The 13,536-nt window shown below is 58.0% G+C and carries 9 protein-coding genes and 2 pseudogenes; 4 read left to right on the top strand and 7 right to left on the bottom strand.

Annotated features, from left to right (window positions below):
* Positions 1–21 precede the first annotated feature (21 nt).
* Both ACTG2S_RS13135 and ACTG2S_RS13140 read right to left on the bottom strand, forming a co-directional pair.
* A complete protein-coding gene (locus ACTG2S_RS13135; protein WP_274160490.1) occupies positions 22–2,496 on the bottom strand; it encodes a glycogen/starch/alpha-glucan phosphorylase in 2,475 nt (824 codons plus the stop codon).
* Between the two features lie 375 nt (positions 2,497–2,871).
* Entirely contained in the window at positions 2,872–3,069 is a 198-nt protein-coding gene (locus tag ACTG2S_RS13140) for a DUF4250 domain-containing protein (protein ID WP_274160491.1), read from the bottom strand.
* A gap of 230 nt (positions 3,070–3,299) precedes the next feature.
* Between ACTG2S_RS13140 and ACTG2S_RS13145 the strand changes: the two genes are divergently transcribed.
* Positions 3,300–3,785 carry a cell division inhibitor gene (locus tag ACTG2S_RS13145; protein WP_005333614.1) on the top strand — a complete coding sequence of 162 codons (486 nt, stop codon included), beginning with the start codon at positions 3,300–3,302 and terminating at the stop codon, positions 3,783–3,785.
* Between the two features lie 160 nt (positions 3,786–3,945).
* On the opposite strand, the gene ACTG2S_RS13150 is transcribed toward ACTG2S_RS13145, so the two are convergent.
* From ACTG2S_RS13150 to sixA, 3 genes are all read right to left on the bottom strand, one after another.
* Positions 3,946–4,863 carry a DMT family transporter gene (locus tag ACTG2S_RS13150; protein WP_274160492.1) on the bottom strand — a complete coding sequence of 306 codons (918 nt, stop codon included), beginning with the start codon at positions 4,861–4,863 and terminating at the stop codon, positions 3,946–3,948.
* 163 nt (positions 4,864–5,026) lie between these two features.
* The gene (locus ACTG2S_RS13155) at positions 5,027–5,233 is read right to left on the bottom strand and encodes a DUF1107 domain-containing protein (RefSeq protein WP_005336998.1); all 207 of its coding nucleotides are present in this window, start codon (positions 5,231–5,233) and stop codon (positions 5,027–5,029) included.
* Between the two features lie 133 nt (positions 5,234–5,366).
* A complete protein-coding gene (gene sixA, locus ACTG2S_RS13160) occupies positions 5,367–5,834 on the bottom strand; it encodes a phosphohistidine phosphatase SixA (RefSeq protein WP_040099633.1) in 468 nt (155 codons plus the stop codon).
* A gap of 162 nt (positions 5,835–5,996) precedes the next feature.
* On the opposite strand from sixA, the gene ACTG2S_RS13165 reads away from it, so the two are divergent.
* Positions 5,997–8,783, top strand: a complete 2,787-nt coding sequence (locus ACTG2S_RS13165; RefSeq protein WP_274160493.1) for an insulinase family protein — start codon at positions 5,997–5,999, stop codon at positions 8,781–8,783.
* A gap of 331 nt (positions 8,784–9,114) precedes the next feature.
* On the opposite strand, the gene ACTG2S_RS13170 is transcribed toward ACTG2S_RS13165, so the two are convergent.
* The gene (locus ACTG2S_RS13170) at positions 9,115–9,762 is read right to left on the bottom strand and encodes a thiopurine S-methyltransferase (protein WP_274160494.1); all 648 of its coding nucleotides are present in this window, start codon (positions 9,760–9,762) and stop codon (positions 9,115–9,117) included.
* Between the two features lie 282 nt (positions 9,763–10,044).
* Positions 10,045–11,414 (bottom strand): annotated as a pseudogene (locus ACTG2S_RS13175) (leucine-rich repeat-containing protein kinase family protein).
* A gap of 322 nt (positions 11,415–11,736) precedes the next feature.
* Here ACTG2S_RS13175 and ACTG2S_RS13180 point away from each other — a divergent pair.
* Positions 11,737–12,500: pseudogene (locus ACTG2S_RS13180) on the top strand (SDR family oxidoreductase).
* Between the two features lie 51 nt (positions 12,501–12,551).
* Positions 12,552–13,379, top strand: coding sequence for a bifunctional transcriptional activator/DNA repair enzyme AdaA (locus ACTG2S_RS13185; RefSeq protein ID WP_058059062.1), 828 nt, complete (start codon positions 12,552–12,554; stop codon positions 13,377–13,379).
* The last annotated feature ends 157 nt before the right edge of the window (positions 13,380–13,536 follow it).

Genomic DNA, 13,536 nt, shown 5'->3' on the forward strand with positions numbered 1-13,536 from the left:
TTTTCTCATTTATGAATCCGATTAGCCGATGTTGCAGACCTTCAGATCCCAGATCCGATCCACATAGTCCTGAATGGAGCGGTCGGAGTTGAACTTGCCCATGGTGGCCGAGTTGATGATGGCCTTCTTCGCCCACAGTGCCGGATCCCGATACCAGGTATCGATCAGCTTGTGTGCATCCGAGTAGGACTGGAAGTCCGCCAGGGTCAGGTAAGGGTCTCCCCCTTCCAGCAAAGAGCGCTTGATGGAGGCCAGCTCACCCGGACGACCCGGCGTGAAGTAGTCGGTATCAAACCAGTCCAGCACGGCTTTGAGCTCGGAGTTGGCATAGTAGAAGTCGTACGGGTTGTAACCGCGCGCTTTCAGCGACTTCACCTCGTCCACGTTCAGACCGAAGATGGCACAGTTTTCGGCACCCGCCTCTTCGGCGATCTCGATGTTGGCTCCATCCAGCGTCCCGATGGTGATTGCACCGTTGAGTGCCATCTTCATGTTGCCGGTACCGGATGCTTCATAACCTGCAGTGGAGATCTGCTCGGAGACATCTGCTGCCGGGATCAGCTTCTCGGCCAGACTCACGCGATAGTTCGGCATGAACACCACTTTCAGCTTGCCCTGGATACGAGCATCGTTATTGACCCGATCCGCCAGCTTGTTGATGGCATAGATGATGTCTTTGGCCAGCTTGTAACCGGGCGCCGCTTTGGAGCCGAAGATAAACACACGCGGATGCATGTCATAGTCCGGGTTGGCCAGCAGGCGACGATAGAGCGCCATGATGTGAATAAGGTTCAGCTGCTGGCGCTTGTACTCGTGCAGACGCTTGATCTGAACGTCAAAGATCGCCTCGGCACTGACATCGATACCGGTTTCGTCTTTGATGACCTTGACCAGCTTCTCTTTGTTGTGACGCTTGATGGTCATGAACTGCTGCTGGAACGCCTTGTCGTCGGCAAACTTCACCACGCCACGCAGTTTGTCCAGTTGCAGCGGCCACTCCTTGCCCACTACTTCGTTGTAGAGGCCAGCCAGTTCCGGGTTGCACGCCAGCAGCCAGCGACGCGGGGTCACCCCGTTGGTCACGTTGCACATTTTTTCCGGCCACAGCTCGGCATACTCGGGGAAGAGATCTTCCTTCACCAGCTTGGAGTGGATCTCGGCCACACCGTTCACTTTGGACGAACCGATCACGCACAGGTTGCCCATGCGAACCTTGCGCACGGCCCCCTCTTCGATGATGGAGAGCTTGGCTTTGATAGCATCGTTGCCCGGCCACTTGGGCTCCACCAACTCGTTCAGGAAGCGGGCGTTGATCTCGTAAATCACCTCCAGATGGCGAGGCAGTACTTTCTCGAACAGGCTGACCGACCACTTCTCCAGCGCTTCCGGCAGCAGAGTGTGGTTGGTATAAGAGAAGACCTGATAGCAAATAGCCCAAGCGGCATCCCAGTTCAGATCTTCCTCGTCAACCAGCACCCGCATCAGTTCCGGGATGGCGACAGTCGGGTGAGTATCGTTGAGCTGAATGGCAATTTGCGCGGCAAAGTTGCTGAAGTCACTGCCATGGACCCGCTTGTAACGGCGCATGATGTCCTTGATGGAGCAAGCACAGAAGAAGTACTGCTGGATCAGACGCAGCTCTTTACCGGCATCGGTCTCATCGTTCGGATAGAGTACCTTGGAGATGGTCTCGGCCTGGGCTTTCTCAGCCTGGGAGTCGATGTAACCACCGGCGTTGAACACGTCCCAGTCGAAAAACTCGGAGGCGCGGGATTCCCACAAACGCAGGATGTTGACGGTGTGACCGCCAAAACCGACCACCGGAATATCCCAAGGCACCCCTTTAATCTTGCGACCGGCGTGCCATACCTTCTTCAGGCCGCCATTGTCACCAAACACGGTCTCGACGTAGCCATAGAGCGGCACTTCTTGCACCGATTCGGGGCGGCAGATCTCCCAGGGGTTGCCATATTCACGCCAGGAGTCCGGACGCTCGATCTGGCGGCCATCCTGGATTTCCTGACGGAACAGACCGTGTTCGTAGTGAATACCGTAACCAACCGCCGGATAGTTCAGAGTGGCCAGCGAGTCGATAAAGCAGGCAGCCAGACGACCCAGGCCGCCGTTGCCAAGTGCCATGTCCGGCTCTTGTTCGCACAGGTCGGTCAGTTCCAGACCGAGTTCGCCCAGCGCCTCTTCGCAAGTCTTGTAGAGGGAGAGGTTGTGCAGGTTGTTGGAAGTCAATCGTCCCATCAGGAATTCAGCAGAGAGATAGTGAATCGCACGAGTATCTTTCTTGAAATGAGTCTGCTGAGTGCGGGTCAGGCGCTCGTACACCTGTTCATTGACGGCCGCAGCAGTGGCTTTCCACCACGCTTCGGGAGAGGCTTTCTGTTCGCTTGTTCCCAAGGTAGAACGCAGGTGACGCACGATACTCGCCTTGAGCTGATCTTTATCCAGTTGGAGATCCTGGTCTGTCTTCTTCTTGGTAGCCATAAACCATATTCCTTCGTTACAAATAAAATTGTTATCCCGCTTGCGGGACCGGCGCTGTTGTTATCTCAAAATATGTACCGGCGTGAGAATACTAACTAAAGCGGCAGAATTAAAAGTTAACGCAAGTCACACTTTAACCGATAAAAACAGCCTGAAAAGCTTGAAAACCCTTTCCTTTAATTGATCGCACAAAAACAAACATTCCCTTTATTATCATAAACTTAATGAAACAATAAAAATATTCTGGCATGAATAGGTTTTCAGAGATTGCCAAGCCTTGAAAATCCCTGAAAATAGGCAGCAAGACGGCACATTGAAACCGGTTTCAATGTGCCTGAAAAATTACCGTATAAATATGAAGCAATCATTGCACCCTTAAAGATGTGCCTTTAACTGATTACTCAATGGATCGTAATGGTACCCAATCTGATCCAGACGTCCTGCCAACTGCTCTTCACTCATATCGTAATAGGCCAGCAACTCCTCCAACCCGTCACACTCAAGCCTTAGCTTCTCATTGATGATGCCCAGCAAGATGTTGGCATCAAGACGTTGCAAGGTACTGATATCCATGGCGGCACCTCCTGTAAATGACCTGTATAACCATGGGCGGTTACGCAAGGTTTGTCCATAGTACGAAAAACACCCAACTGGCTTTATATTAAATAGTGTTTAAAAACATAACCTTACTAACGACACATGCCAACATCATCACATTTTTCAGCAAAAACACCTTGTCACTGCCACAGGATAGAACTACTGTATGCACATACAGCTTGGATATTCATACAGGAACCCCATATATGAACCAGCCCCTGCACTCACTGCCCTTTGCGATGAATCGTGTCATGAGCAAGCCCTGGCCAACCAGAACCGCCTGCAAAGCGGAGTTGGCTCATTATGGTGTGACTATCCAGTCTGATGATCAGTTTCTGAGCGAGCTGACAAAGCTTGGGGAGGCTCATACCGGCTGGATCTTGTTGATCGCCCCGCCGGGACGCCCCACAGTCAGCCGTCTGGAAGAGCGAGGTATCGATCCCAAGAGAGTGCTGGTGGTACATAGCCCCAAAATCAAGAACTGGCAGCAAACCCTGGAGCGCAGTCTGGGCAATGGTCACTGCGCCGCCGTATTTACCTGGCTGCCTGAGCAGATCGAGCTGGATCACGTCAAGCTGCAGCGACTGGGACAGCAATCTGGCGTACTCACCCGCTTCTTTGGCGCGAAACGGACTAACCTCGGCACACCTCTGCTGGCCTATGCAGAGCAAGATATTTATCTAAATCACTAAGTTAAAATTTGGCCCATTCTTGGGCATGGCTGCAACGACAAAGCCATTGCCATCATTACTCAGTAAAATCCCAGCAAAATAAAAAGCGCCTACATTGCTGCAGGCGCTTTTCATTGGCGGCCAAGCGGGCCATTGGGCCCACTTACGCTTTCACGCAAGATTACTCTTCGGGACAAGGAGCCAGTACTACCCGGCGGCGACCCATCACCACCGGACGCACCAGCAGCTGTGCCAGCAAAACCCCCAGCAGGGTCAGACTGCCCCCGATCAGGTGATAGCTGGTCAGCCGCTCCCCCAGCAGGGTGATGGCAAGGCCAGCCGTCATCACCGGCAGCAGGTTCATAAAGATGGCGGTACGGTTGGCACCGAGCAGGGCGATGCCCTGCATCCAGAGCCAGGGCGAGAGCGCCGAGGTGGGGATACCGGCATAGAGGATCAGCCACAGGGCCCGACCATCCGGCCACTGGCCATCCACCAGCAAAAAGAAGGGGGTCAGGATCACCACACTGCAGATCACCTGACCGTAGAGCAGCGACCAGTTGTCGAGCCCCAGATCCCACTTCTTGAGCAGCACGCTGTAAAGGGCGTAAGTACTCGCCGAAATCAGCATATAGACAGAGCCGATATGAATGCCTTGGGTAAACAGCCGGGTCGGATCCCCCTGCCCCAGCAAGATAGACAAGCCAAGGATGGAAAGCAGCGCCCCCAGCACGGCGCCCCAGGTGGGCCGCTCGCGCAGCAGCCAGATGCTGAACAGCACGGTCAGCAGCGGCGTCAGTCCCATCATCAACCCCATCTCGGTGGCTCCCAGGGTTTGCGCCGCGTAGTAACCAAAAGTCTGGTTGAGCACCATGCCCAGCGAAGCCAGCATGGCGATCTGCCAAAGGCCAGCGCGCAGACGGGCACGCGCACGCCATAACCGACGGGCCAGAAACGGGCTTAATACCAGCGCAGCCACCACCCAGCGCGACCAGGCCAAGGCCGCCGGGGACAACACACCAACCGCCAGTTTACTGACGATGCCATTGCCAGCCCAGATGGCAATGCAGGAGAAGGGAAACAGAAAGGCAAGGGGCATGAGAAGATCCAGACCGAAGAGACAACAGCGGGCCAGTATAGGGGGCGATGGGAGATAAACAAGGTGTGGGCCTGAACAGCCACATGGTGAACGCCAGTAGCCAGAAACAAATATGCCCGCAAAAGTGCGGGCATATCAGTGCAGAAACAGGTTCAGAAGCGCATCACGCGGCATCCATGTGCAGTCTGGAGATCAGCTCGTTGACCTCGGTGACTGTCTGGCGATGGGGAATATCCGCCGGATTCGGCATCAGCAACAAACCGGATTGGAAATCAAACCGCCCCCGACCATGGATGTAAATCCGACCTTTAAAGAAGGTTTTGACATGCTTTGCCACCATCAGTGGCAGGTACTTCTTGAACACTCTCATCGTTTGCAACCTCTTGCAGTTGTATCCGTATGACAGCAGCTTCTGCGAATTAATTCCGTAAAGTATTTATAAAAATCCGGAAAACTCGCCCATCTCTTCCCAAAAAATTCAATCTATAACTTTTTATTAACTTTTAGCCTATTGTATGCGGCCCTTCGAGCCAGAGCAAGGCTCCTTTGCCATCAAGCCACTCGATACAGGCGATCCCCGAGGTGGCGAACATGGGAGCTCCTGCCGCCGGGCAGAGGCTTTGCACCAGATAACCCACCAGCGGCAGATGGCTGACCATCAGGATCTGGTCATGTTGCTGCGCCAAGGTGGTGAGGTAGCTGGCCACGAAAGCGGGATCACCGTAAGGGGTAATGTCGCCACTCTCTTCAACGGCTGCTGCGTCAGGTAATTCACTGCATATGGCTTGCCAGGTCTGGCGTGCCCGCAGATAGTTGCTGTGGATCACCCGATCCAGCGGGCCAATCAGCTGAGGCGCCAACCAGCGGGCCATCTGGATAGACTCTTCAATACCCTGCTCGGTCAATGGACGCTGTTCATCTGTTTTCGCATTCATGCCAGCCTGGCCATGACGCATGATATAGATCTTCATTACAACCTCGCCCAACGGGCCTGTTTTGATAGCCGGGGGATCTTACCCCGCCACGGGTGTGGAAACAATTGCGCTACCTCTCAGAAAAGGGTTTGCCTGACGGGATAGCGGGGTCGATAATCATGTTTAAATTCAAATAAATCCAACGTGAGTCACACGCCAATGAGCCCATATGCCAGTCCCAATGACCATCGGCAATACCATTTTCTGGAGCTGGCCAACCGGCTCAGGGTCTTGTTGATTTGTGATCCCGACACCGACAAATCCGCCGCTTCTCTGGCGGTCAATACCGGCCATTTTGACGATCCCGCCGACCGGCAGGGAATGGCCCATTTTCTGGAGCACATGCTGTTTCTCGGCACCTGCACCTACCCCAAGCCTGGTGAGTACCAGCAATTTATGAGCCGTCATGGCGGCAGCAACAACGCCTGGACCGGTACCGAGTTCACCAACTTCTTCTTCGAGATCGACAACGGCTTCTTCGAAGCAGGGCTGGATCGCTTCTCCCAGTTCTTTATCTGCCCCACGTTTGATCCGGAGTGGGTGGACAAGGAGCGCAACGCGGTCGACTCCGAGTATCGCCTCAAGCTGCAGGACGACATGCGCCGCAGCTATCAGGTGCATAAAGAGACGGTCAACCCGGCGCACCCCTTCTCCAAGTTCTCGGTGGGCAACCTCGATACCCTGGCCGATCTGCCGGGACGGGATCTGCGCTCCGACCTTATCCGTTTTTACGAAAGCCACTACAGCGCGGATCGCATGGCGCTGGTGATGATCTCGCCGGAATCCATCGATACCCAGTTGCAGTGGTGCTGTCGCTACTTTGCTCCCATTTTGAATCGCAATTTGGGAACCCCGACCCTCACCATGCCGCTTTACCGGCTCGATGATCTCGGCGTGCGCATCCACATCAATCCGGTCAAGGAGACCCGCAAGCTGTCGCTCTGCTTCCCCTTGCCCAATGTGGACGAGTTTTACGACAAAAAGCCCCTCACCTTCCTGAGCCATCTGATTGGTTATGAGGGGGATGGCAGCCTGCTCTCCCTGCTCAAGGCGAAAGGCTGGGTCAACCAGCTCTCGGCGGGCGGTGGCATCAGCGGCGCCAACTTCAAGGATTTTGGCGTCAACTTCGGCCTCACCCCGCTCGGCCTTGAACATGTGGATGACATCCTCGCCGCCCTGTTTGGCTATCTGAAACTGATTGGCCGCGAAGGGCTGCAGAGCTGGCGCTACGACGAAAAACGGACCGTACTCGAGTCGGCATTCCGTTTTCAGGAGCGCGGCCGCCCCCTCGATACGGTGTCGGGGCTGGTGCTCAACCTCTTTAGCTACAAACCTGAGGATCTGCTCTACGGCGACTACATGATGCGCGAATATGACGAGCCGCTGATCCGCCGCTTCCTCGCCAAGCTCACCCCGCACAATCTGCGTATCACCATCACTGCGCCGGAAGTGGCGACCGATCGGCTGGCCCGCTGGTATCAGACCCCCTACAGCGTGGCGACCATTACCGAGGCCGAGAAAATTCGCTGGCAGCAGAGCGAACCGGATCCGGCGCTGGCGCTACCCAAGCCCAACCCCTTTATCAGCAGTAGGCTCGATCCGCGCACGCCCGAGCTTGCCGCCGACATGCCCGCCTGTCTTATCGATCGCCCCGGTTTTCGCCTCTGGCACCTCCATGAGCACCTGTTCAGCGTGCCCAAGGGCAATCTCTACATCTCCATCGACAGCGAACATGCGGTAAAAAATCCGCGCAATATCGCCATGGCGCGCCTCGCCGTGGAGCTGTTGGCCGACCACCTCAACGCCCTCACCTATCCGGCGGAGCTGGCGGGGCTGGGCTACCAGATCTATGCCCATCAGGGGGGCTTTACCATCAACCTGAGCGGCTTTGCCGACAAGCAGCCGCTGTTGCTCGACATGATCCTCGGCAACCGCACCCTGGGGTATCCGGATCCGGGTCGCTTCGCCGAGATCAAGGAGCAGCTCATTCGCAACTGGGATAACCAGTCCAAGGCGCGCCCCATTTCCCAGCTCTTTAACCAGCTCACCAGTTTGCTGCAACCGAACAACCCGCCGTTCGAGCAGTTGCTGCGCCACCTGCGCACCGTCGAGCTGGAGGAGATGCCCGGCTTCGTGGCCCAGCTGTTTGGCGAGGTGCATGTCGAGGCGCTGGTGCATGGCGACTGGACTGCCGCCGAGGCGCTGGAGCTGGCCGCCCTGATGGAGCGCCACCTGAGCGACATCAATGGCACCAGCAGCAAGCCGAGCGGCGAGACCCGTCGTCCGCTCATCTCCATTCAGGACAGGGGCACCCTTATTCGCGAACAGGGTTGCGATCACGAAGACTCGGCACTGCTGGTCTACTACCAGTCCCGCACCACCCGGGCGCGGGATCTCGCCTGCTTCACTCTGGCGAACCACATTATGTCCTCTACTTTCTTCCACGAGCTGCGCACCCGCCAGCAACTGGGGTATGTGGTGGGCGCCGGCAACCTGCCCCTCAATCGCCACCCGGGCCTGATCTTCTATATCCAGTCGCCGGTGGCGGGGCCGCAGATCCTGCTCGATGCGGTGGAGGAGTTTATCGACCTCTTCCCGCTCGCCATGCTCGAATTTACCGAGCAGCAGTGGCAGGAGAGCAAGGCGGGGCTGCAAGCCCAGCTCAGCGAGCGGGATGCCAACCTGCGCAGTCGCGGCCAGCGGCTGTGGGTCAGCATAGGCAACAAGGATCTGGGGTTCGATCAGCGGGAGCGGGTCTGCGACGAGGTGGGCAAGTTGAGCCGCGCCGATCTGGTGCGCTTTATCACCCAACTGCGCTCGCGCACCTCCGATCGACTGCTCCTCTGCAGCTATGGTCAGGGGCACGAACATGACGAGCGGATCACCGGCCAGTTTATCGACGATCCACGGGCATTTCGGCTCAATGCCGCCACCTTCGAGGCCTGATCAGGCCTCGTACTCCCCCGTTTTTCCTGCCCACGGCAAATCGCAGGCAATAAAAAGCCGACCCATCAGGGTCGGCTGGAAAAACCATAACAATTGCGACCAAAGCCGCCAAAAGTGAACATGAGCGTGAAAATCAGACACTGAGTTGCTGATCAGCAAGCGGGAAAGACCCGATACTCGCTTTGCAATGCCAACAGTGATTGAGAAACAGCCTCATATTAGGCACTCCCCCCGCCAGTCACGTTGATCTACGTCAAAGGAGGTAGCGAAGAGCGCGTAGCCCGACGATTTGTCGGCGCAGATCACCCTTTGGCCGCCCGTTAGCTGCCCGTTAGCCGCGGCGAACCAGCCGGTAGGCTACCTCATCGAAGTAGGAGAGCTGACCCGACAGCACCCGCGGGTGATCCACCTCGGCGGCGCGCCCCAGCACCTCGATACGAAAATCGCGCTCGAACAGGGCTCGCACCTCCATCTCACCCACCGAGAAGGGGGGCTGACTCTGCTGCTCAGGCTGATATTCAAGGGTCACCAGCAGGATCTGGCCACCGGTCTCGACCAGCGAGCTGATAAGGGCCGCATACTGGCGGCGCATCGCGGTCGGCAGGGCGATCAGCGCCGCGCGATCATAGACCAGCCGGTAACGGCGACCCAGACTGGGGGCGGTGAAAAAATCCCCCTGAAAAATGCGCAGGCTGTCCACCTGATGGCACTGATAAGGGCCCACTTCGCTCACGGTCGCGGCGAGCTGGTTTTCACTGAAGAACTGGCTGACGGCAAGGCTCGATAGCTCGAAACCGTCGACCGGATGACCCTGAGCGCTCAGCCAGAGCATGTCGCGGGACTTGCCACAAAGGGGAACCAGTACCGGCTCGTCCGCTTGCTGGGCTGACCACCAGGATTGCAGCCAGTGGTTGAAGTCCGCCTGATGAAAGCCAATCCGGTTCTCTTCCCAACGCTGATGCCAAAACGCAGCTTCCATCGTTATTACCCTTCTGTACTAAAGATGCCTCAATATCACAACTTAACCGGCACCGCGCAACCCTCTGCCCTTCCCTTTTTGCCGCGCAGCCTCTGCGTGTTATCGAGCGAATGACGGGACATCCCCTTGCCCTGCGCCTCGCTGTCGCAATCGGCGCTATTGGCTGTGCTTATAACGGGCAAGGCACACCAATCCATGCAAATACGTCATGCATTTATAGCCATTACTGAGAGAAGGGAATGACGTTGGCAGGCCAAAACGTGCCCGCCAACGCCAGAAAGATCACGACAGCGTGGCGCGAGCAGCCGCCAACTGACGCTCGATATAAGCAAAATCGGGGCGCTCGGCGGGGAGTTCCGAGAGGCAGGCCGCTTTGAGCTGATGCAACCCATCAAGCGGTGAGTCTTGCGTATCGCAATGGGCCAGCAGCTCCTCCAGCAGGCAACCAAAGGCGCGCACTTCCAGTCGCTCAAGGCCCAGCGCCCGCTCGCGGTCGCTGCGCTCATACAAAGAAGCCGCACCAAAATCCCCCAGCAGGGCGCGAGCCGGTGCGTCAGAACTACGGGCAAACAGAATATTGTGACCGTAGAGATCCCCGTGCATGATGCCCGCGCGGTGCAGATGACCCGCCACCGAGGCGATGCCGTGGGCCATCGCCAGCGCATCCGGCACACTCAGGCGCAGCCCCTCGGGATAGACATCCCGGGTGCAGGAGTCCAGGCTCGGCGGCCCGGCCAGATTGGCAAAGGCCGGATCGATCAGCTCCATTACTAGTGCCGGAATGCCGGAGGGGTGATCCGCCACCTTGCCTATCACCTTGATAAGGTTGGGATGAGTGCCTGCCGCCAGCGACGCCGCCATTTCACAGCGAGGCAGCCCATCGCTGGTCACCGCCCCCTTGAACAGCTTGACCGCCACCTGACTGTCATCGCCTCTATCGCTCGCCTGAATCACTGCATCAGCAGGATTAGCCACAAGGGTGGCGCGATGGATAACGCCGGATGCTCCCTGCCCCAGCAGCTCGCCCAGCGCCAGCGTCTCCCATGCAATCGGCGTGACATGGGCATCATCGATGGCCCGCGCCTCCGCCCCTTCGCTAAAGGGGTTACCGGAGTAGGCGAGCCATGAAAGGCGCGGCAGCGAGAGCAGCCACTCGGGGAAGCGTTCGATGCGGTTAGCGGCGATGCGCAGCAGCTCCAGATTGCGACAGTTGGCAAGGCTTGCCGGCAGCTCGCGCAGGCGGTTGCCCGCCAGCATCAACTTTTGCAGGGCGTCGCACTGGCCCAGCTCATCAGGCAACTGTTCCACCGCGTTGTCGGTCAGGATCAGCCAGCGCAACCCCGCAGGCAGCGCCCTGGCCGAGACGGTGGCAATCCGGTTGGCCTTAAAACCCACCATGGTGAGTGCCGGACAGCGCCCCAACACCTCGGGCAGCTCGGTAAAGCGGTTCTCGGAGCAGAAGATGATGCGCAGTTTGCCAAACCCGGCCAGCTCGTCGGGGAGCGCGCTTAGCTGGTTGCCGGTGAGATCCAGCACCTCCAGCGTCTCTTTCAGGCTCAAAATCTCGGGGGGAAAACCGCGAGATTTTCAGAGAGCTTCAGATGGCGGGCACCGCACAGTTCACCTGCGCGCAGCTGTTCCAGAGTATGCATAACCGTTTCTCAATCCTGATGATCTGCCTGATGACGTAGCCAGCCATCAGCGCGCGCCAAACCCGGGGCCGGCGGTTTTAAAGGGGGGCATTATAAAGAATTCGGGGCTCAGTTCTCCCCTTTTGTTGCCGCAAAGGCCTGTATCGACATGAAGCAAAACGAGTTGGAGAGAAAGAGAGCAAGATTCGGGTCGTTCCAGCGAGGAGTGGTTGCCATAGTGGGGGCCAAACCCAAGTCGGTTGGAACCTATTGAAGTTCCAACCCACAGCCAACCCTGTGTACCACTTAGCTTGCGCACAACACACTCAGCGAGGGAACTGCCATGTCATTACTGTCCAACAAGGTCGCCATCATCACCGGCGCCAGCTCCGGCATCGGTCGCGCCAGCGCCATCCTGTTTGCCCGCGAAGGGGCCAGCGTCGTCGTCGGCGCCCGCCGCCAGCCCGAGCTGGATCTGCTGGTGGAGGAGATCCGCCATGAGGGGGGCCAGTCGGTGAGTCTGGCGGGAGATGTGAAAAGCGAGAGTTACGCCCGCGATCTGGTGGATCTCGCGCTGACCCGTTTCGGCGGGCTCGATATCGCCTTCAACAACGCCGGTACCACAGGCACGCCGGGCAGCGTAGAGCAGCTTGAGCTGACGCAGTGGCAGGAAACGCTGGATACCAACCTCACCAGCGCCTTTGTGGGTGCAAGTATCAGATCCCCGCCATGCTGGCGCGTGGCGGCGGCTCGCTTATTTTTACCTCTACCTTTGTCGGCCATACCCTGGGGCTGCCCGGTATGGCGGCCTATGCGGCGAGCAAGGCCGGCCTCATTGGCCTGACCCGGGTGCTGGCCGCCGAGTATGGGGCACAAGGGATTCGGGTCAACGCCCTGCTGCCGGGGGGCACCGATACCCCCATGGGACGGGCCTTTACCGATACGCCGGAGAGCCTCGCCTTTGTGCAGAATATGCATGCCCTCAAACGGCTGGCCCAACCGGAGGAGATCGCCCGCTCGGCCCTTTATCTCGCGTCCGATACATCCAGCTTTACCACCGGCATTGCCCTGCTGGCCGATGGTGGGGTATCAATTTGTCGCACATGACCTTGTCGCCCCCAACATCCTGCGGCTGCAAACTTATCGTGAGAGCGCCTTATGTCTGATTACGCCCGCATCGCCGATGCCATCCGTTTTATCGCAAGTCAGGTGGAGCGCCAGCCCACTCTGGACGAGATAGCGGCGCACGTGCACTTAAGTCCCTTTCACTTCCAGCGGCTGTTCAGCCGCTGGGCCGGAGTGACGCCCAAACGCTATCTGCAGGTGCTGACCCTGGAGCGGGCCAAGGCGCTGCTGCAGGAGTCGCGTCCACTGCTTGAGGTGGCCGATACCCTGGGCCTTAGCAGCGGCTCGCGGCTCTACGATCACTTCGTGCAGCTCGAAGCGGTGACGCCGGGCGAGTACAAGCAGCGCGGGGCCGGGCTGGTTATCGATCACGGGGTGCACGACACCCCCTTCGGCCAGGCGTTTGTCGCCCTGACCCCGCGAGGGGTGTGCAACTTCTCGTTTCTCGATGACAAGGCTCCAGAGGCGCCGCTGGCCACCCTCGCCCACAGCTGGCCCGAGGCGGAGCTGCGGGAGGCGCCATCACGCACCCAGAACGTCATCAACACCATGTTCGATGGCAGCAAGGCGCCGGATCGCCCCATCTCGCTGCACGTGAGCGGCACCAACTTTCAAATCAGCGTCTGGCGGGCGCTGCTGCAGATCCCGCCAGCCAAGGTGGTGAGCTACGCCCAGGTGGCGAGCGCCGTCGGCAACCCCAAGGCCGCCCGCGCCGTGGGGCTGGCGGTGGGCGCCAACCCCGTCGCCTTGATGATCCCCTGCCACCGGGTTATCCAACAAAACGGCAAACTCGGCGGCTATCACTGGGGCGAGACCCGCAAACAGGCGATACACGCCTGGGAAGCGGCGAGGTATGAGTGAAGGTGGACTTTTTCTGCCCGACCTAATGAGGAGAACAGGAATCTTGGTAGTGAGTCAGCAGACAATCAGGCTATGCCGGACAAGCGTGTGGCGATATAAAACGGGGACATAAGAAGAATCGGGGTGTAGATCGCCCCTTTTGTTACTTTCACGAGGC

The organism is Aeromonas sp. 82P, from assembly GCF_051919365.1.
GTDB classification, from domain to species: Bacteria; Pseudomonadota; Gammaproteobacteria; order Enterobacterales; family Aeromonadaceae; genus Aeromonas; species Aeromonas veronii.